The organism is Pseudomonas tohonis, assembly GCF_012767755.2.
Lineage (GTDB): Bacteria > Pseudomonadota > Gammaproteobacteria > Pseudomonadales > Pseudomonadaceae > Metapseudomonas > Metapseudomonas tohonis.
Window position 1 is genome coordinate 2,998,457 of sequence record NZ_AP023189.1, and the last position, 18,564, is coordinate 3,017,020.

The 18,564-nt window shown below is 68.3% G+C and carries 15 protein-coding genes and 1 pseudogene; 12 read left to right on the forward strand and 4 right to left on the reverse strand.

Annotation, left to right across the window (positions count from 1 at the left end):
* The first annotated feature begins 62 nt into the window (after positions 1-62).
* Complete coding sequence (locus HSX14_RS31620; protein ID WP_371850563.1) at positions 63-827, forward strand: methyl-accepting chemotaxis protein; 765 nt, start codon at positions 63-65, stop codon at positions 825-827.
* A 250-nt stretch (positions 828-1,077) separates the two neighbouring features.
* Here HSX14_RS31620 and HSX14_RS13785 read toward each other — a convergent pair whose 3' ends face one another.
* Positions 1,078-1,395, reverse strand: coding sequence for a DUF1484 family protein (locus HSX14_RS13785; protein ID WP_172433522.1), 318 nt, complete (start codon positions 1,393-1,395; stop codon positions 1,078-1,080).
* Between the two features lie 752 nt (positions 1,396-2,147).
* On the opposite strand from HSX14_RS13785, the gene HSX14_RS13790 reads away from it, so the two are divergent.
* The 3 genes from HSX14_RS13790 to HSX14_RS13800 all read left to right on the forward strand — a co-directional run bounded on the left by HSX14_RS13790 (position 2,148) and on the right by HSX14_RS13800 (position 6,003).
* Positions 2,148-3,047 (forward strand): hypothetical protein, encoded by a 900-nt coding sequence (locus HSX14_RS13790; RefSeq protein WP_173174093.1) that lies wholly within the window; start codon positions 2,148-2,150, stop codon positions 3,045-3,047.
* A 79-nt stretch (positions 3,048-3,126) separates the two neighbouring features.
* Entirely contained in the window at positions 3,127-3,519 is a 393-nt protein-coding gene (locus tag HSX14_RS13795) for a lysozyme inhibitor LprI family protein (protein WP_173174091.1), read from the forward strand.
* Positions 3,520-3,783: 264 nt separating this feature from the next.
* Positions 3,784-6,003, forward strand: coding sequence for an ankyrin repeat domain-containing protein (locus tag HSX14_RS13800; RefSeq protein ID WP_173174089.1), 2,220 nt, complete (start codon positions 3,784-3,786; stop codon positions 6,001-6,003).
* A 2-nt stretch (positions 6,004-6,005) separates the two neighbouring features.
* On the opposite strand, the gene HSX14_RS13805 is transcribed toward HSX14_RS13800, so the two are convergent.
* The 3 genes from HSX14_RS13805 to HSX14_RS13815 all read right to left on the reverse strand — a co-directional run bounded on the left by HSX14_RS13805 (position 6,006) and on the right by HSX14_RS13815 (position 8,284).
* Positions 6,006-6,743, reverse strand: a complete 738-nt coding sequence (locus HSX14_RS13805) for a substrate-binding periplasmic protein (protein ID WP_173174087.1) — start codon at positions 6,741-6,743, stop codon at positions 6,006-6,008.
* Between the two features lie 46 nt (positions 6,744-6,789).
* Positions 6,790-7,359, reverse strand: a complete 570-nt coding sequence (locus HSX14_RS13810) for a DUF4124 domain-containing protein (RefSeq protein ID WP_173174085.1) — start codon at positions 7,357-7,359, stop codon at positions 6,790-6,792.
* Between the two features lie 145 nt (positions 7,360-7,504).
* Positions 7,505-8,284, reverse strand: coding sequence for an AraC family transcriptional regulator (locus tag HSX14_RS13815; RefSeq protein WP_173174083.1), 780 nt, complete (start codon positions 8,282-8,284; stop codon positions 7,505-7,507).
* Between the two features lie 276 nt (positions 8,285-8,560).
* On the opposite strand from HSX14_RS13815, the gene HSX14_RS13820 reads away from it, so the two are divergent.
* From HSX14_RS13820 to HSX14_RS13855, 8 genes and pseudogenes are all read left to right on the forward strand, one after another.
* The gene (locus HSX14_RS13820; protein ID WP_173174081.1) at positions 8,561-10,183 is read left to right on the forward strand and encodes an APC family permease; all 1,623 of its coding nucleotides are present in this window, start codon (positions 8,561-8,563) and stop codon (positions 10,181-10,183) included.
* 39 nt (positions 10,184-10,222) lie between these two features.
* A pseudogene (locus tag HSX14_RS13825) lies at positions 10,223-11,259 on the forward strand (Ldh family oxidoreductase).
* Between the two features lie 12 nt (positions 11,260-11,271).
* Positions 11,272-12,204: a 4-hydroxyproline epimerase gene (locus HSX14_RS13830; RefSeq protein ID WP_173174079.1), complete on the forward strand. Its 933-nt coding sequence runs from the start codon at positions 11,272-11,274 to the stop codon at positions 12,202-12,204.
* 45 nt (positions 12,205-12,249) lie between these two features.
* Positions 12,250-13,197, forward strand: coding sequence for a dihydrodipicolinate synthase family protein (locus HSX14_RS13835; protein ID WP_173174077.1), 948 nt, complete (start codon positions 12,250-12,252; stop codon positions 13,195-13,197).
* Between the two features lie 57 nt (positions 13,198-13,254).
* On the forward strand, positions 13,255-14,832 hold the full coding sequence (locus HSX14_RS13840; protein ID WP_173174075.1) for an aldehyde dehydrogenase (NADP(+)): 1,578 nt from the start codon (positions 13,255-13,257) through the stop codon (positions 14,830-14,832).
* A 2-nt stretch (positions 14,833-14,834) separates the two neighbouring features.
* Positions 14,835-16,094, forward strand: a complete 1,260-nt coding sequence (locus HSX14_RS13845; protein ID WP_173174073.1) for an NAD(P)/FAD-dependent oxidoreductase — start codon at positions 14,835-14,837, stop codon at positions 16,092-16,094.
* A gap of 69 nt (positions 16,095-16,163) precedes the next feature.
* Positions 16,164-16,604, forward strand: coding sequence for a hypothetical protein (locus HSX14_RS13850; RefSeq protein ID WP_173174071.1), 441 nt, complete (start codon positions 16,164-16,166; stop codon positions 16,602-16,604).
* 250 nt (positions 16,605-16,854) lie between these two features.
* Positions 16,855-18,534 carry a methyl-accepting chemotaxis protein gene (locus HSX14_RS13855; RefSeq protein ID WP_173174069.1) on the forward strand — a complete coding sequence of 560 codons (1,680 nt, stop codon included), beginning with the start codon at positions 16,855-16,857 and terminating at the stop codon, positions 18,532-18,534.
* Positions 18,535-18,564: the final 30 nt, after the last annotated feature.

Consider the following 18,564-nt stretch of genomic DNA (forward strand, 5'->3'; position numbering starts at 1 on the left):
CCTCCGCCACGCGCGAAGTGCACGAGCGGGTGAGCACCGTGGTGCAGGCGTCGAACGCCTCCATGACCAACTCCAGCGAGCAGGCCGCCCGCACCGACAGCGTGGCCGCCGCCATCAACGAACTGGGCGCTGCTGCCCAGGAGATCGCCCGCAACGCCGCCGACGCCTCGGAGCAGGCCAGCGACGCCCGCCGCGACGCCGAGGAAGGGCAGGGCATGGTCGAGCGCACCCTGGTGGCGATGGGCGAGCTGTCGGAGAAGATCCAGGCGTCCAGCAACCACATCGAAGTGCTCAGCCAGAAGAGCAACGACATCGGCCAGATCCTCGACGTGATCAAGGGCATCTCCGAGCAGACCAACCTGCTGGCGCTCAACGCCGCCATCGAAGCGGCCCGCGCCGGCGAGGCGGGACGCGGCTTCGCCGTGGTGGCCGACGAAGTGCGCAACCTGGCCCAGCGCACCCAGAGCTCGGCGCTGGAGATCCAGCAGATGATCGAGCAGCTGCAGACCGGTGCCCGCGACGCCGTGGCGACCATGGGCGAAAGCCGCCACTTCAGCGACGACAGCGTGCGCATCGGCGGCCAGGCCGGCGAGAACCTGCGCGGCGTCACCCGCCGCATCGGCGAGATCGACGGCATGAACCAGTCCGTGGCCACCGCTACCGAGGAACAGACCTCGGTGATCGAAAGCCTGAACATGGACATCACCGAGATCAACGTCCTCAACCAGGACGGCGTGCACAACCTGCAGGCCAGCCTGAAAGCCTGTACCGAGCTGGACCAGCAGGTCAGCCGGCTGAAGCAGCTGGTGGATACGTTCAGGATTTGATGGAGCGGTACCGTTCTGCCCTGGGCTGAGTGGATGCCGACTCAACGCGGATAGACACCTGCCGCGATATGGCCATGGCCCAGGCCAGAGAACCTTCGCCTGAACCCGTAGGGCGTGACGCGACAGACCGGCTGGGTGCCGGTCTGTCGCTCCGCTGATCAAGACGTAACGCTCGGTGCCGCGCAGGCCCCGCAGCCCTCTGTAGCTACAAGCCCCTGCAACCGAAGAAAAGCCGCGTGCCCTGGCGACCCTAGATGACCTGTTCCAGCGTCTCTTCGGCCTGGGTCAGCCCCCGCGCCAGCAGTGACAGCAGGCAATGCAGGTTCGCGCAGTCCGGTTTGTGGGTATCGGCTACGAGCAGCAACCCCAGCAGCAACTCCAGGGCGCCACTCACCCGAGCCAGTTCGTGGCCGACACCGGGCAGGCGCGCCAGATCCGTGCGGATGGCATCCAGTTCATCGAGCCGTGTATCGAAATCATTGGATCGGAGCAGGGCGCTATCGGCACCGCGCAAGGGTTCGAGGTGGTCTTGCAGATCGTCCAGACGCCTAAGCGTGCAGCTGAGCATGGTGAGACTCCTGTGAAACGGTGCGTTCTCCGCTACCCAAACGCCAATTTGGGTGGGCGAAGCCGTGCGGGTTGGCGTACCGGTACACAGGAAACCGGCGTGCCCGAGGGCACCCACGCACGGCCCGCCCATTGAGAGCCAACCATGCCGGGGACACAAAAAACCGCCGAGTGGCGGTTTGAGTGTCCGCCTGTGTTCCGGGACGCCAATCCCAGGCCGCTGGCTAGCAGCGGCGGGCGAACGATAACGAGGGTGAGAAGAAGGGTCAACTACGCGGGGCCTGGGTGCATCTATTGTTGGCTCACTTGGCATGGTCAAGCGTGAAGCAGGCTTGGAAGGCTCTGGAATGGGGTTTTCAAGTAGAGTTTGTGGAATTTCAGGGTTCCCTGAACGGCTTCACAAAATCTTCACCGGCCCGATTGACGCTGATCTGCCAAAGGCGTTTTCTACGCCATCTCCCCGGAAGCCGACAGGATCGTCGACTATGGCCTCGCTCAAGGATGAACATGCCTATCTTGATGCTGATCGTTTTCACTCAGCGACCTTTTTCGCGTTCTCCAGGCATTCGCCCTGACTCTGGTATTCGACCAAGTACTTGTGTTGATGGCGTTTTTTAAAATTGCGCGACTTGGTGCAACCCGATTGGGTTTGCCGACGCCAGTGTGCCGTTTTGAGACCGAGCACGTAGGAGACGTATGTTTATTGGATTTGGACGATCCAGGCTTACCGCTCCTCCACGGTGCCTTCTTCCTTTGATGGGCCTGGTCTTTTTCTTGCCGTTTTCAGGCGCTCCGCTTGCAGCGGAGGCTGGCCTTGATAAGGCGTTGACCACTGAAGAAGTGCCCCACGGAAATGCCTTCTATTCGGACATCAGGAAAATGGTCCGGGTGAAGAACGGGGCGAAGACCAAGACCCTTTTGTCAACGAAGCGGCCAGCGGGTTTTTATCAACTGGCGGGTGTTCGGGACGAAGCGCTTTGTGCCGAGTTCCTGGAGGACATGAACAAAGAGGGTGGATCGGCGGGCAATCTCGTTGAGTGGCTCTCCAGCTCCAGTCGCAGGCTGGCTTTCCAGCCACTGGAAGAGTCCAGGGCGATGCCTGAATGGACGGGGGTGGAGCGCGCCTTGGAATTCGTGTCGATGGACGTGGATGGCGATGGATCGATTGAGCAGGTCTACAGGAGGACTGGAGTTATCCGGGAGCATGGAACTCAGCAGTTGATGATCACGGATGGGGCTCTTCATGAGAGGCCTGACAAGCTGCTCCCACATGGTCCTGATTGCTTGAAGTGGCAAGGCAAGAGAGGACGATGCGATACCGCAGCTGGGCTTATTCAGCATGTGATGAATCTACCGGCGAACAGCAGGCTGGCGGAGGAATGGGTTTCCACCAGGCAAGAGCCGATTTCACAGGTTACCGGCGATGCGAAGTCCGGGCAGTCGATATATGGGCGGCAGAGGAATCGCCCGGTTAGAAATGTCGGGCTGGGGTCCAGTGCCTATTGGGCGGTGTACCGGCTCCACAAGGGGCCGGTCTTTGTGTCTGTACCGACGCGTACCTTTGCTCCGCCCGAGCTTCTTGTATTTTCAATGCGCCGAAACGGCCCGTCCGAGTTGCAGTGCTTCGTCATGCCAGTTGCCTGGGAGAAGTGAAGTGGCCATGACGACAGCGTCGCGTGCCCGGAATGTCCGAAGTAGGTCCCTGCCTGGTCATGCTTTTTGTTTGCAACACATGGCTTTGCTCACCCTTGCATGGGCCCTTTGTGGAGCGAGTCAGGCCCGGGGCGCTGAAAGTGCTATCGAGGGCTGCTTCAACCTGAGCAATGATCAGGTCGTGGCGTGCATCGAGCCGCTTCATCAACGCTCGGAAGATGAACTCGATGCGACGGTGCAAGGTATTCGCGCGCGTTTGAAGGTGGACCTTCAACTCTTTGATGCGGCCCAACGTGCCTGGCTGGAGTTCCGTAGCCGCGAATGTGCCGTTCAGTCAGTTACGGCACGGGGTTATCGCGACCCGGAGAGGCAGAAGGCACTGTTCCTCGAGGCTTGCCAGGTTGAGTTGAATAATGCGCGTATCCAGGGGCTCGAGCGGCTCCAGTTGTACTGTGATAACTGCCTGCACTAGGTCGAGCCCAGTATTCACGCTCGGTTCTTCAGGAAGTGGAAAGCATGTTCTGCAAGGCCGGCTGTAGCCAGCGCTGTACCTGCAATCAGGATGGAGTGTCGCGGCCTCGAACTGCGGCGAGGTTACTGACCGAGGAGGATGAGACGGGAGTGGGTACGAGCGATGCTCGGCGGTTGTGCTGATTCATTGCCGGCTCGGGGTTGAAAACGCTATACAGCGGCCCTGATTTCCTTCTGCACTCGAACCCTCGAACAAGGATGTTCCATGCGTTTTACGCCGTTGCTTTGCCTTCCCCTGATGCTTTTGCTCGGCGCCGCACAGGCCGCCGAGGAGCCTGCAGGCCCCTCGCCCGTCAGGCCCTGGTTCACCCCGGTACTGGTCGAAGGCAAGGGTGCGCTCTGCGATGAGGCCATCAAGGCCGCCAAGGCTCATTTCCTGTCGCCGAAGCGCTGGGCGTCGTTCGAGCTGCCTGGGGCGGAGCAGGTGCAGCCTTGGGGCGATGATCTTGTCGACGCGAAGGGGCCGATCCACGTCCAGGTGTATACCCATGGCGGTTGTGGCAGTGCATGCGAACGCTATCAGTATGTGGCGAGCCGAGGGCCTGAGCCGAGCCGTGAGCATCTGGAGGTGATGGCGAAGGGCTCACCCGCACCGGCTGCCGACATCGCGCTGTTCAAGGGCGCGGATAAGCGACTCTTCAGCATTGCCAGCGGTATTGATGGAGAGCCCGACACGGTCGAGGTAAACCGGCTCAACGATGACCTGACCTGGACCGCTTGCCGGATCAGCACGGCTCCAGCGGCGGACAGGGTGATTGATATCGCTCCTGCCGAATTGCGTGCATCGGTCCGCGAACTGAGCGCCCGCACATCGAATATGAGGCAAGGGGCGGGAAACTGGTGCGGCAGCCTGCGGACCCACGAGCGCTGGAGCGAGCGTATCGGGGCCAGGCTGCAGGAGGTTTACTACCGGCCCTGGGCGGTGCGGGATGATGCAGGTGACAGTTATGGCTCCTATGAGCAGGACCTGAGCAACCTGCAGATTTGGGCGGCCACGGGTGTTGCCGAGCACAAGGCATACCGGGTCTTTCTACAGCAGATGACCAGCAGTCAGGCGGCGATGGCGGCATTCTACAAGCGGCGCTTCGGCTGGAGCGATGGGCAGGCCCGTACCGTGGCTCGCCAGGCACTGGAGGGAGCGATCAGCAGCGGCATCCGCTTCTACATGTACGAACCCTTTCCCAAGGACGAAACCGCCCTGCGCAACGCCATCCTCGCCCATCGCCCCATGGACGAGATCCGCGCCATCGAAGGCCAGGTCCGTGACCTGTCCATCGCCATCGAATACCCCGAGGCGCTGGCGTACCTGATCGAGAAGGGTGCCGACGTCAACCAGGCCAACGCCTTCGGCAAGACGGCGCTGATGTACGCCGCGCACTACGATCAGCCCGAGTCCGCGCGCATCCTGCTGGCGCGGGGTGCCAACCCCAATTCGGTGACCGTCATCCCCGAGGACGACTGCTACTACAGCATCACCACCCGCAATATGACCGCGCTGCACTACGCGGCGCGCTACGCCTCGCCGGCGCTGGTGCGGTTGCTGGTGGATAACGGGGCCGAGCCCTTCATCCAGGCCCATCGCGAGGGGGAGGAGGGGAGTACGCCGCTGGACTGGCTGCACCAATACACCGCGGCGAATGCCGAGGAGCCGAACCCGAACATCGACCCGGACCAGGTAGCGGAGGTCGAAGCATTGCTGCAGCCGCCTACGGACGAGGCCTTGCAGGCGCGTGCCAAGCGGCTGGTGCTGGAGGGCGAGAAGGCCTATGGCGCAGGCGATCTCAAGCAGGCGCTGCGCACGCTGAACCTGGCGATCAATATCCAGCCGCACAACGAGCGGGCCCTGAGCGACCTCTCCCTGGTGGCGCTGCGCGATGGCGATCTCGGCGTGTCGCTGCAGGCCGGGCAGGCGCTGATCGACAGCAGCCAGGACGCCAGGCTGCTGGCCAATGCCTGGTTCAACCAGGGGCTGGCCTGTGACGCCTCGGACAGTCCATGGCCCTTCTACAACGGCACGCGCTACTGCCGGGCGAGTGCGGTATACGCCTATTACCAGGCGCTGGCAGCCCACCGGACGGAAGCGCGCGCGGCCAAGCTGCTGCAGGTGCTGCAAGCAGTGCCGGACGCCGAGGTGCACAGGTTTCCGTTCGAGGGCAATGAAGTTCGCATGGTGCAGAGGTACGGGCCGGACCATTCGTCCCTTTACCTCTACCTGCTGCATCCCCGCGACCTGGTGATACCCGCCGAACGCATCGGCTGGAGGCTGTCGAGCGAGAGCAAGGGCATACGGGAGATCACGCCCTCGTCAGTGGGGCGCGAAGTACTGGACGATGATTGGGCTATGACCGTGCTGAGGCGCGACGAGCGCGTCGATGTCGGTTCCCTGCACATCCGCCCGACAGCGCCGGGTAATGGGGCCCTGTAACGCTACTTCGGCCCACCCAGCCACTTCCGCTCCAGCGCCACCAGCCGTCCATCCGCGCGCATCTTCTCCAGCGCTTGCTGCCAGCGGGCGACGATGCTTGCGTCGGTCTGCCGGGAGAAGGCGATGTAGTTGCCCTGGTGCATCACCGGCGCGGCGTAGCGCAGTTGCTCGGGGGCGAGGCCTTCCTCGCGGGCCATGGTTTCGACGCTGAGGGTATCGGCGGCCACCAGGTCGGTTCGGCCCAGGCGTAGCAGGCGCATCATCTGTTCGGGGGTGTCGACGCCGTAGAGGTTGGCGAAGCCCATCTCCTGCAGGCGGCGATAGACCAGCCATTTGCGCGGGGCGGCGATGCGCTGCACCTTGCGCGCCTCGTCCAGGCCGGTGATGGCGGGGGTGTGGTCGGCGCGGGCGTAGAGTGCGGTCTCGACCTCCAGCAGCGGGCCGACCAGTTGGTAGTCGGCCTCGCGCTCCGGGGTGCGCAGGATGGTGAAGACGGCCACGTCCGGGCTTTCGCGGGTGATCAGCAGGGCCCGCAGCAGCGGTACTCGCTCCAGCTGGAGCTTGTCGCCGGTCTCCTGGGCGATCTCGTGCAGCAGGTCGACGGCGAAGCCCACCAGCTCGCCATCGCGCTCGAAATGCAGGGGCGGGTGGTCGTCGGTGAGCAGGCGCAGTTCGGCGGCGCCTGCGGCCTGGATGGCGAGCGCGGCACCGAGCAGCAAGCGGGTGAAAAGCCCTTTCATGAGGCGGTCTCGAAAGTTCTCGGATTGAGCGTAGCCGGGCGACGCGTTATCGGACGCGATGGAGCACCAGGCTGCCGAGGTCGATCAGGCGGCCAGGCTCGTAGCGCTCGATCACCAGCTTCTCATCCCAGCGTTTTTTCCTGAACGCATCCGGCTCGTGGGTCACGGTCAGCAGGTTGCCCTTGAGGGTGAAGCGCAGGGTCGCCTGGACGCGGTTGCGCACCTCCATGCCCTTGCGGTCCATGCGCACGGTGCTGGAACCGAATACCCAGTAGCCACGCAGGGGCGAGGCGAAGTCCAGGTCCGACCAGGTGCCTTGCAGGTCGGCCAGGGTCATCAGCGGGGGATTGGCCTGCTCGGCCGCCGCGTAGCTCGCCTCGGTGTCGTCTTGCGGCGCGGCATTCGCGGCGGGGCGCTCGGCGCTGCCGGGAGCCGGTGCCGGGGCGGGGGTCTCGTGGGTGATCTCTTCCTGGTTTCCCGGGGTGCCGCAGGGGTGATCGGAAAACTGGGTGGCGCCGTTGGCGGCCTTGCATTTGAAGATGGCGGCGGATGCAGGTGCGGTGGGTGTGAAGAGCAGGGCGCAGGCGAGCAGGGCGGAAACGAGGGGCGGGCGCATCGAACATCCTTGTGACGGGGCCGGGATGGCGCTGGAGTCTATCCATTGTCCCAGGGCGACGACAGCCTCCTGTCCGCGGGCCGTACCGAGGCCGACCCGTACAGCGGGGGTTGGTTGGGGGCGCTCGTGTTCCCGGTACGCACGCTCATGAGCTTCCGCCCATCGCCTGCCGATACTGCCGCGGCGTGAAGCCGGTGAGCTGCTTGAACTGGCGGCTGAAGGCGCTGTGGTCGGTGTAGCCGCATTGCAGGGCGACGTCGGTGATGGGCAGGCCTGTCTGCAGCAGGCGGTGGGCGTGTTCCAGGCGCGCCTTGCTGATCATCTGCCGGGGCGTGAGGTGGAACACGCGCTTGCAGTGGCGCTCCAGCTGGGCGACGGAGAGGCGGGCGATGCGGGTGAGGGTCTCCAGGGTGATGGGCTCGTGGAAGTGCGTGCGGATGTGCTCGTCCACGGCGGCCAGGCGTTCGTAGGCGGGGTGGCTGGCGCTGGCCGATTGCAGGTCCACCGAGATGCCCACCAGGCCGATCACCTGTCCGGCGCGGTCGTGCAGGGGGCGCTTGTGGGTCAGGCACCAGCCGGGTTCGCGGCTGCCGTAGAGGTGCAGCTCCAGCTGGTCCTCCAGCACCTGGCCCTGTTCCAGCACGCGGCGGTCCTGCTCGGTGTAGCCGGGGCCGAGCTGGGCGGGGAAGACCTCGGCGCTGGTCTTGCCCAGCAGCGGTTGCAAGGCCTTCAGGCCGCAGCGCTGGACCAGGGTGCGGTTGGCCAGCAGGTAGCGCGCCTGGGTGTCCTTGATGAAGATCGCCGCATTGGGGATCGCATCCAGCATCGGCAACAGCAGCCGTGCGCTGGCCAGCAGCGCGTCCATGCTCTCGGGGCGTTCCAGCCCCTCGTCGGCGAACAGTCCTTCCAGCGGGTTCTGCGGCATCGTCCTGCCTCCCAGTGCGCGGCGAGCCGGCAGGTTGCCGCAGGCGGAGGAGGCCTGTCGAGCCTTGCTCGGTCATTCCGCCAACTGTGCCGATTTCGTCATGGGAACCGAGGAAATGCATCAAGCCCGCAGGCGCCCGGGCGGGCCAACCTATGGCCGTTGCAGACCTCGGGGCGCCGTCGCACCGGTTCGCCTCCGTGCCTGATTCGTCGCCAGGCCCCGGTGCTGCACAGGGATCTCTCCAGCCCATCCAATAACGCACAAGAAGGCTACGCCATGTCTGGAAAGTTCAAGAAACAGCTGTCCCTGACGGACCTCACTTTCATCGGCCTCGGGGCCATCTTCGGCTCCGGCTGGCTGTTCGCGGCCAGCCACGTCTCCGCCATCGCAGGCCCGGCGGGCATCTTCTCCTGGCTCCTCGGCGGCTTTGCGGTGCTGCTGCTGGGCATCATCTACTGCGAGCTGGGGGCGGCGCTGCCGCGTGCCGGCGGGGTGGTGCGCTACCCGGTGTTCTCCCACGGCCCGCTCCTGGGCTACCTGATGGGCTTCATCACGCTGATCGCCTTCTCCAGCCTGGTGGCCATCGAGGTGGTCGCCTCCCGGCAGTACGCGGCGGCCTGGTTCCCGGGCCTCACCGAGGCGGGCTCCAGCGACCCGACGCTGATCGGCTGGCTGGTGCAGTTCGGCCTGCTGTGCCTGTTCTTCTGGCTCAACTACCGCAGCGTGAAGACCTTCGCCCGCGCCAACAACCTGGTCAGCGTGTTCAAGTTCATCGTGCCGCTGCTGGTCATCGGCGTGCTCTTCACCTTCTTCAAGCCCGAGAACTTCCAGGTGCAGGGCTTCGCGCCGTTCGGCCTCTCGGGCATCGAGATGGCGGTGTCGGCGGGCGGCATCATCTTCGCGTACCTGGGGCTGACGCCGATCATCTCGGTGGCCAGCGAGGTGAAGAACCCGCAGCGCACCATCCCCATCGCGCTGATCCTCTCGGTGCTGCTCTCCACCGCCATCTACGTGCTGCTGCAGGTGGCCTTCCTCGGCGCGGTGCCGACCGAGCTGCTGGCCAACGGCTGGGCCGGGATGTCCAAGGAGTTCGCCCTGCCGTACCGCGACATCGCCCTGGTGCTCGGCGTGGGCTGGCTGGCCTACCTGGTGGTGGCCGACGCGGTGGTCTCGCCCAGCGGCTGCGGCAACATCTACATGAACGCCACCCCGCGGGTGATCTACGGCTGGGCGCAGACCGGCACCTTCTTCCGCATATTTACCCGCATCGATGAACAGTCCGGCATCCCGCGCCCGGCGCTGTGGCTGACGTTCGCCCTGTCGGTGTTCTGGACCCTGCCGTTCCCCTCCTGGGAGGCGCTGATCAACGTGGTTTCCGCCGCCCTGGTGCTGAGCTACGCAGTGGCGCCGGTGACGGTGGCGGCCCTGCGCCGCAACGCGCCGGACATGCCGCGCCCGTTCCGCGTGCGGGGCCTGGCGGTGATGGGGCCGCTGTCCTTCGTGATCGCCGCGCTGATCGTCTACTGGTCCGGCTGGGGCACCGTGTCCTGGCTGCTGAGCCTGCAGATCCTGATGTTCGTGATCTACCTGCTGTGCCGCCGCTTCGTGCCCACCGAGCACCTGGGCATCGCCCAGCAGGTGCGTTCGTCCGCCTGGCTGATCGGCTTCTACGCCGTGACCCTGCTGCTCTCCTGGCTGGGCAGCTTCGGCGGCCTGGGCGTGCTCGGCCACCCCTACGACACCCTCGCCGTGGCCGCCTGCGCCCTGGGCATCTACCACTGGGGCGCCACCACCGGCGTGCCGGCCGAGCTGATCCGCCTCAGCGGCGAGGACGAAAGCGAGGAGGGCACCGATGCGGATGTCGCGCCTTCCACCACGGCCTTTCCCAGCCGCGCCTAGCCCACTGTCTGCAACCCGATGACCGGAAGGAGTCTGGCCATGAACGACCTCATCAACCTCAGCCTCGACCAGGTACATGCCCTGGCACTGCGTGCGGCGACCGTCAACGGCATGGGCGAGGACCATGCCCGCGCCATCGCCGACACCATCACCCGGGGCCAGCGTGACGAATGCCATTCCCACGGCCTGTACCGGGTGCTGGTGTGCGTGCATTCGCTGCGCAGCGGCAAGGTGGACCCGCAGGCCCAACCAAGGGTGAGCCGCCTGGCGCCAGCCATCGTCCGCGTCGATGCGCAGCGGGGCTACTCGCTGCTGGCGCTGCAGACCGGCCTGCCGCTGCTGGTGGAGCAGGCCCGCGAGCTGGGCGTCGCCGCCCTGGTGATCCGCAACTGTTTCCACTTCTCCGCGCTGTGGCCGGAGGTGGAGGCCATCGCCGCCGAAGGGCTGGTTGGGCTGGCCATGACCCCCAGCCACGCCTGGGTGGCCCCGGAAGGCGGCCGCCAGGGGGTGTTCGGCACCAACCCGCTGGCCTTCGCCTGGCCCCGCGAGGGGCGCGAGCCCTTCGTCTTCGACTTCGCCACCAGCGCCATCGCCCGGGGCGACATCGAGTTGCACGCCCGCCAGGGCAAGCCGATTCCCCTGGGCTGGGGGCTGGATGCCGAAGGGCGGCCCAGCACCGATGCGCGGGCCGTGCTGGAGGGCGCCATGCAGACCTTCGGCGGGCACAAGGGCTCGGCCCTGGCGGCGATGATCGAGCTGATGGCCGGCGCGCTGATCGGCGACCTCACCAGCGCCGAATCCCTGGCCTTCGACGGCGGCGCCGGTGCCACGCCGCTCCGCTCCATGGCGAGCTGCTGCTGGCCTTCGACCCGGCGCGCTTTCTCGGCAGCGAGCTGGCGGCCGGCCGGCAGCGGGCCGAGGCGCTGTTCGCCGCCATCACCGACCAGGGCGCGCGGCTGCCGTCGCAGCGGCGTTTCGCCGCCCGCCAGCGCAGCGAACGCGAAGGCGTCTGGGTCGGCCGGGCGCTACTGGACGACATCCAGCGCCTGATCGACCACCCCCATTCCCCGACCTGACGGAGCCGCCCCATGAAGCGCATCCATGTCATCGATTCCCACACCGGCGGCGAACCCACGCGGCTGGTGATGGACGGCTTTCCCGAACCCGCCGGCCGCACCCTGGCCGAGCAGCGCGACAGCCTGCGCGAGCACCACGACCACTGGCGCCGCGCCTGCCTGCTGGAGCCGCGCGGCAACGACGTGCTGGTGGGCGCGCTTTACCGCCCGCCGGTGACGCCGGGCGCCACCTGCGGGGTGATCTTCTTCAACAACGCCGGCTACCTCGGCATGTGCGGCCACGGCACCCTCGGCCTGGTGGCGTCCCTCCGGCACCTGGGGCTGATGGCCCCCGGCGAGCACCGCATCGACACCCCGGTGGGCACCGTCAGCGCCACCCTCCACGAGGACGGCCGCGTCACCCTCGGCAACGTGCCGGCCTACCGCCATCGCCGGCAGGTGCCGGTGGAGGTGCCCGGCCATGGCGTGGTCCATGGCGACATCGCCTGGGGCGGCAACTGGTTCTACCTGGTCAACGACCACGGCCAGCGCCTGGAGCTGGACAACGTCGAGGCCCTGACCGCCTACACCTGGGCGATGCTGCGGGCCCTGGAGGCCCAGGGCATCCACGGCGAGGGCGGGGCGCTGATCGACCACGTCGAGCTGTTCGCCGCCGACGCCGAGGCCGAGGCCGACAGCCGCAACTTCGTCATGTGCCCCGGCAAGGCCTACGACCGCTCGCCCTGCGGCACCGGTACCAGCGCCAAGCTGGCCTGCCTGGCGGCGGACGGCAAGCTCGCCCCCGGCCAGCGCTGGGTGCAGGCCAGCATCACCGGCAGCCGCTTCGAGGGGCACTACGAGTGGGAGGGCGAGCGCATCCGTCCCTTCATCACCGGGCGTGCCCACCTCACCGCCGACTGCACCCTGCTCATCGACGAGCAGGACCCCTTCGCCTGGGGCATCTGAGCCCCGTTTTCCCGAACCCTGAATCCCTGCTCAAGGAGCGACAGCATGAACATCGACATCTTCCGTGGCTGCATCCCCGCCCTCATGACCCCCTGCACCGACGCGCGCCAGCCGGACTACGACGCCCTGGTGGCCAAGGGCCGCGAACTGGTCCAGGCCGGCATGAGCGGCGTGGTCTACTGCGGCTCCATGGGCGACTGGCCCCTGCTCAGCGAGGCCCAGCGCCAGGAAGGCGTGGCGCGCCTGGTGAAGGCCGGCGTGCCCACCATCGTCGGCACTGGCGCGGTGAGCACCCGCGAGGCAGTGGCCCACGCCGCCCATGCCGCCAGGGTCGGCGCCCAGGGGCTGATGGTGATCCCGCGGCTGCTGTCCCGTGCGGCCTCGCCGGCGGCGCAGAAGGCACATTTCACCGCCGTGCTGCAGGCCGCGCCGGAGCTGCCGTCGGTGATCTACAACAGCCCGCACTACAGCTTCTCCACCCGCGCCGACCTGTTCTTCGAGCTGCGCGGGCAGCACCGCAACCTGATCGGCTTCAAGGAGTTCGGCGGCGCCGACGCCATGCGCTACGCCGCCGAGCACATCACCTCGCGGGATGACGAGGTGATCCTCATGGCCGGCGTCGACACCCAGGTGTTCCACGGTTACGTCAACTGCAACGCCACCGGCACCATCACCGGCATCGGCAACGTGCTGCCCCGCGAGGTGCTGCAACTGGTCTCGCTGAGCCGCCAGGCCGCCCAGGGCGATGCCCGCGCACGCCGCCAGGCCCTGGAGCTGAGCGCCGCCCTGGACGTGCTCTCGTCCTTCGACGAGGGCTGCGACCTGGTGCTGTTCTACAAGTACCTGATGGTGCTCAACGGCGACCGCGAGTACCGCCTGCACTTCAACGAAAGCGACGCCCTCAGCGACTCCCAGCGCCGCTACGCCGAGCAGCAGTACGGCCTGTTCCGCCAGTGGTACGCCAACTGGACCGCCGAGCAGAACCTCGCCTGAACCCGACCGCCCCGCCGCCCATGGGCGGTGGGGCCCACCCGCCATCCAGGATGCCCCATGACCCTCACAGGCAAGATGCTGATCGGCGGCGCAGCGGTGCCCGGCACCCGCGACGCCCTCCACGCCATTGACCCGGCCACCGGCCAACCCCTGCAACCCGCCTACCCGGGCGCCAGCCGCCAGCAGGTGGAACAGGCCTGCGCCCTGGCCTGGGCCGCCTTCGACCCGTACCGGAACACCGCACCGGCCGCCCGTGCGGCCTTCCTCGACGCCATCGCCGATGCCATCGAAGCGCTGGGCGAGGCGCTGATCGAGCGCGCCATGGCCGAGACGGGCCTGCCCCAGGCACGCCTGCAGGGCGAGCGCGGCCGCACCTGCCAGCAACTGCGCACCTTCGCCCGCACCCTGCGCGCAGGTGAGTGGCTGGACGTACGCATCGACCGCGCGCAACCCCAGCGCCAACCCCTGCCCAGGCCCGACCTGCGCCAGCGCCAGGTGCCCCTGGGGCCGGTGGCGGTGTTCGGTGCCAGCAACTTCCCCCTGGCCTTCTCCGTGGCCGGTGGCGACACCGCCTCGGCCCTGGCCGCCGGCTGCCCGGTGGTGGTGAAGGCCCATGGCGCCCACCCCGGTACCAGCGAGCTGGTGGGGCAGGCGGTGGCCCGCGCGGTCGAGCGCTGCGGCATGCCCGAAGGCGTGTTCTCGCTGCTGTTCGGCGCCGGCCGCGAAGTGGGCCTTGGCCTGGTGACGGACCCGCGCATCAAGGCGGTCGGCTTCACCGGCTCGCGCAGCGGTGGCCTTGCCCTGTGCCAGGCGGCCCAGGTGCGGCCGGAGCCGATCCCGGTCTATGCGGAGATGAGTTCGATCAACCCGGTGCTGCTGTTTCCCGCTGCCTTGCAGGCCCGTGGCGCGGCCCTGGCGCAGGGTTTCATCGCCTCGCTGACCCTGGGCGCCGGGCAGTTCTGCACCAACCCGGGCCTGCTCATCGCCCCTCGCGGTGCGGCGCTGGATGCCTTCCTCGCCCACGCCGCCGAGCAGCTGCGCCCGTGCAAGGCCCAGGTGATGCTCACCCCCGGCATCCACCAGGCCTACGCGGCCGGGGTCGCGGCCCTGGCCCGCCACCCGCAGGTGCGCCAGATCGCCAGCGGCGAACCCGGGGAGGGGCCGAACCGCTGCCAGGCGCAGCTGTTCGTCACCGATGCCGAGGCCTTCCTCGCCGACCTGCAGTTGCACGGCGAGGTCTTCGGCGCGGCGGCGCTGGTGGTGCAGTGCGAGGGCGCAGAGCAGGTACCCCGCATCCTCGATGCCCTGGAGGGCCAGCTCACCGCCACCCTGCACCTGGACGACGCCGACCTCGATGCCGCCCACGCGCTGTTGCCGGCCCTGGAACGCAAGGCTGGCCGGGTGCTGGTCAACGGCTGGCCCACCGGGGTTGAGGTGTGCGACGCCATGGTCCACGGCGGGCCGTTCCCGGCCACCTCGGATGCCCGTTCCACCTCGGTGGGCACCGCCGCCATCCAGCGCTTCCTGCGCCCGGTGTGCTACCAGGGCTTCCCCGATGCCTTGCTGCCGGTGGCGCTGCGCGAGGCCAACCCCCTGGGCCTGCGGCGGCTGCTCGATGGCGAGCGGGAGGCCTGAACATGGGCGATCTCCAGCCAGCGGACGTGGATGTCGCGGTGGTCGGTGCCGGCGTCATCGGTGTCGCCTGCGCCTTGCAGCTCGCGCGCCAGGGGCTGCGGGTGCAGGTGTTCGACCCGGACGGCGTGGGGCAGGGCGCCTCCTTCGGCAATGCCGGGCACCTGGCCACCGAGCAGGTGTTCCCGATTGCCGACCTGTCGATCCTCAAGCGCCTGCCGGGCATGCTCCTCGACCCCATGGGCCCGCTGCGCCTGGACTGGACCTACCTGCCACGCGCCACCCCCTGGTTCCTGCGCCTGCTGCTCAACCTGCGGGCGGCGCCCTTCGCCCGCACCGTGGCTGGGCTGCGGGCCCTCAACGAAGCCAGCCTGGGCGCCTGGCGCCGCCTGCTCCAGGCCATCGAGCGGCCCGACCTGCTGCGCGAGGACGGTTCGCTGCTGGTGTACGAGCAGGACGCCTCCCGCGCGGCGCTGCAGGCCCTCCAGGCACGCATGGCCGGGCAGGGCGTGCCGGTGGCGTTCTGGGGGGCGGAGGCCGTTCACGCGGCGGCGCCCCAGCTCAGCGAGGGGATTCGCGGCGGGCTGTTCTTCCCGGCCACCGGGCACTTCATCGACCCGCACCGCGTGGTCGTCGAACTGGCGCGGGCGGCCGAGGCGCTGGGCGTCACCTTCCATCGCCAGCGCGTGCTCGACGGCCAGCGGCTGGCGGGGGGCGTCGCCCTGAGGCTGGACGACGGCAGCCTGCGCGCCCGCCAGGTGCTGCTGGCCTGCGGCGCCCACTCCGCGCCGCTCACCGAAGGTCTCACCGGCACGCGGGTGCCGCTGGACACCGAACGCGGCTACCACCTGATGCTGCCCCGGGAGCAGGGGCGGCTGCCGTTCGCCGTCACCTCCTTCGAGCGGCGCTTCATCATGACGCCCATGGCCGGCGGCCTGCGCCTGGCCGGCACCGTGGAGTTCGCCGGGCTGGAGAAGCCGGCGAACATGCCCCGCGCCTGGCAGCTGCACCGCCTCAGCCAGGGGCTGTTCCGCGACGAGCTGGACACCGAGGGCGCCAGCCCCTGGATGGGTTTCCGCCCCTCGCTGCCGGACTCGCTGCCGATCATCGACCGGGTGGGTGAGGGCCGCGTCCTGCTCGCCTTCGGCCACCAGCACCTCGGGCTGACCCAGGCCGCCGTCACCGCCGAGTACATCGGCCAACTGGCCCAAGGGCAGACCGTGGCGGGGCTGGAGGCGTATCGGCTGGGGCGCTTCGCGAGCTAGTGCACCCGGGTGCTGGCGCAGGCTGCCGAGGGCATCCAGAATGGCGGGCTTCTGCACAGGAGCTTCGCCATGGACGACCTTTTCCCCAACCCCTTCCTGCTGGCCGGTGGCGCCCTGAGCGCCATCGCCGCGCTGCTGCACCTGGGCTGCATCCGCTACGGCGCCCCCTGGTATCGCTTCTTCGGTGCCGGTGAACGCATGGCGCGCCTGGCCGAGGCTGGCAGCCCGGTGGCCACACTGGTCACCCTGGCCATCGCCACGGTGCTGGGGCTCTGGGCGCTCTACGCGCTGCTGGCCGGGCTCGGCCTGCCACTTCCCCTGACACGGCCGGTGCTGTGCCTGGTCACTGCGGTGTACCTGCTGCGGGGGCTGGGCGGGCTGTTGCTGGTCAAGCGCGGCCTGGGCCGCAGCGCCGCCTTCTGGCTGTGGAGCTCGGCCATCTGCCTGACGCTGGGCGGGCTGCACCTGGTGGGGCTGGCGCAGGTGTGGGGCGCGATCCAGGGGACCTGACCCGCGAGCCGGCTGCCCGCCGGTGATTGCGCCGTAGGGGCATGCCGGCGCCGGGGGCAGGACGGGTGCGAACCCGCCGTGCGCCTGTGCCCACGCCCTCCCGCCCGACCCCGCTCAGGCCCTGCGCCTGCTGCCTGCGCAAGCGCCTGCGTCGTTTCTGGGCGACGATGACGGGCTCGGGCAGCGCTCCGTCGTCCAGGCTTTCCCCGTGCTAGAAGGCCCCGTCGAAACTCACAGAGGGAATGACGGGATGAATCGCTTATCCATCAGGCAGAAGATCCTCCTCCTGGCGTTGCTGCCGGTCGTGGCGCTGGCCACGATCAGCGCCTGGCTGTTCGTATCCCAGGCCCGGGAACTGCGCGATCTCAGCCGCGACGACCTGCGCGAGTCGTTGCTGGCGGCCAAGCGCGAGCAATTGGCCAACTACATGGAGCTGGCACTGAGCGCCGTGGCGCCCCTGGCCAACGGCGGCTCGGCAGCGGGCCGCGAGCGCATCAAGGAGGCGCTGCGCAGCCTGCGCTTCGACGGCGGCAGCGGCTACTTCTTCGCCTACGACAGCCAGGGCGTGCAGGTGATGAGTGCCGACAACCCGGCCCGCGAAGGCACGATCTACTGGGACTCCACCAGCCCCGAGGGTCGCCATCTGGTGCGCGAATACGTGGAGGCCGGCGCCGCCGGGGGTGGCTACGTGGAATACGGCTGGGCGCGGCCCGGCGAGGAGGAGCCCTCGCCGAAGCTCGCCTACGTGGTGCCGATGCCCGACAGCGACTGGGTGCTGGGCACCGGCTTCTACATCGACGACCTGGAAACGCAGCTCGCCGGGCTGGAGCGGGAATTCGCCGCTGCCGTGCGCCTGAGCCTGATCCGCAGCGCCGCTTCCGCCGCCGTCCTGCTGGCGCTGATCGCCGCCCTGGCGACTCTGCTGGCGCGCAGCATCCATCAGCCCCTGGACCAGGCGGTGCGGACCATGGAGAACATCGCCCGGGGCGAAGGCGACCTGACCCGCCGCCTGGACCCTTCCGCCGGCCACGAGCTGGGCACCCTGGCGCGGGCCTTCAACCACTTCGCCGAGCAGGTCGGCCAGCTGGTGCGGCAGACGCGCTCGTCCGCCGCCACCCTGGGGGCCGCCAGCGAGGAGCTGGGTGCCTTCATGGAGCAGACCGGCCAGGGCATCGCCAGCCAGCACGTGGAGAGCGACCAGTTGGCCACCGCCATGGAGCAGATGTCGGCGGCGGCCCTGCAGGTCGCCAGCAGTGCGGCCGGCGCGGCGCAGGCGGCCCAGGCCGCCGAGGACCGGGTCCAGGGGGCGCAGGGCCTGGTGCGCAGCGCCGCCGAGGTGATCGACGGGCTGGAGGGGCAGGTGGAAAGCGGGGTCGAGATCATCCGCCGGCTGGGCAGCGAGTCCGAGGGCATCGGCGGCGTGCTGGATGTGATCCACGGCGTCGCCGAGCAGACCAACCTGCTGGCGCTCAACGCCGCCATCGAAGCCGCGCGTGCCGGTGACCAGGGGCGCGGCTTCGCGGTCGTCGCCGATGAGGTGCGCACGCTGGCGGGGCGCACCCAGAGCAGTACGGCGGAAATCCAGGAAATGATCGGCCGCCTGCAGGCCGGCGCTCGCGAGGCCATCGCCGCCATCGGCCAGATCCGCGGCGGCAGCGCCCGCGCCGTGGTGGAGGTGGGCCGGGTCGGCCAGGCCCTGGAGGCGGTCGTCGAGGCGACCACCACCATCAACGGCATGAACGCGCAGATCGCCGCTGCGGCGGAGGAGCAGACCCAGGTCTGCGAATCCATCAACGCCAACGTGCACCAGATCGCCGCCATCGCCGAACAGACCGCCGCCGGCTCGCGCACCGCCAGCGACATCACCCAGCGCCTGGGTGAGATGGCCGGTGGATTGCAGCAGCTGGTGGGGCGCTATCGGGCGGATTGAGGGAAGAGGGCGGGTGCGTTGCCGATCGTC

What these genes read in the sequence shown, in the direction of transcription:
- HSX14_RS13845 (WP_173174073.1), top strand. Translation starts at nt 14,835, where the DNA reads ATGGGCGATCTCCAGCCAGCGGACGTGGATGTCGCGGTGGTCGGTGCC.
- HSX14_RS13850 (WP_173174071.1), top strand. Translation starts at nt 16,164, where the DNA reads ATGGACGACCTTTTCCCCAACCCCTTCCTGCTGGCCGGTGGCGCCCTG.
- HSX14_RS31620 (WP_371850563.1), top strand. Translation starts at nt 63, where the DNA reads ATGACCAACTCCAGCGAGCAGGCCGCCCGCACCGACAGCGTGGCCGCC.
- HSX14_RS13800 (WP_173174089.1), top strand. Translation starts at nt 3,784, where the DNA reads ATGCGTTTTACGCCGTTGCTTTGCCTTCCCCTGATGCTTTTGCTCGGC.
- HSX14_RS13820 (WP_173174081.1), top strand. Translation starts at nt 8,561, where the DNA reads ATGTCTGGAAAGTTCAAGAAACAGCTGTCCCTGACGGACCTCACTTTC.
- HSX14_RS13810 (WP_173174085.1), bottom strand. Translation starts at nt 7,359, where the DNA reads ATGCGCCCGCCCCTCGTTTCCGCCCTGCTCGCCTGCGCCCTGCTCTTC.
- HSX14_RS13815 (WP_173174083.1), bottom strand. Translation starts at nt 8,284, where the DNA reads ATGCCGCAGAACCCGCTGGAAGGACTGTTCGCCGACGAGGGGCTGGAA.
- HSX14_RS13805 (WP_173174087.1), bottom strand. Translation starts at nt 6,743, where the DNA reads ATGAAAGGGCTTTTCACCCGCTTGCTGCTCGGTGCCGCGCTCGCCATC.
- HSX14_RS13785 (WP_172433522.1), bottom strand. Translation starts at nt 1,395, where the DNA reads ATGCTCAGCTGCACGCTTAGGCGTCTGGACGATCTGCAAGACCACCTC.
- HSX14_RS13840 (WP_173174075.1), top strand. Translation starts at nt 13,255, where the DNA reads ATGACCCTCACAGGCAAGATGCTGATCGGCGGCGCAGCGGTGCCCGGC.
- HSX14_RS13795 (WP_173174091.1), top strand. Translation starts at nt 3,127, where the DNA reads ATGGCTTTGCTCACCCTTGCATGGGCCCTTTGTGGAGCGAGTCAGGCC.
- HSX14_RS13855 (WP_173174069.1), top strand. Translation starts at nt 16,855, where the DNA reads ATGAATCGCTTATCCATCAGGCAGAAGATCCTCCTCCTGGCGTTGCTG.
- HSX14_RS13830 (WP_173174079.1), top strand. Translation starts at nt 11,272, where the DNA reads ATGAAGCGCATCCATGTCATCGATTCCCACACCGGCGGCGAACCCACG.
- HSX14_RS13835 (WP_173174077.1), top strand. Translation starts at nt 12,250, where the DNA reads ATGAACATCGACATCTTCCGTGGCTGCATCCCCGCCCTCATGACCCCC.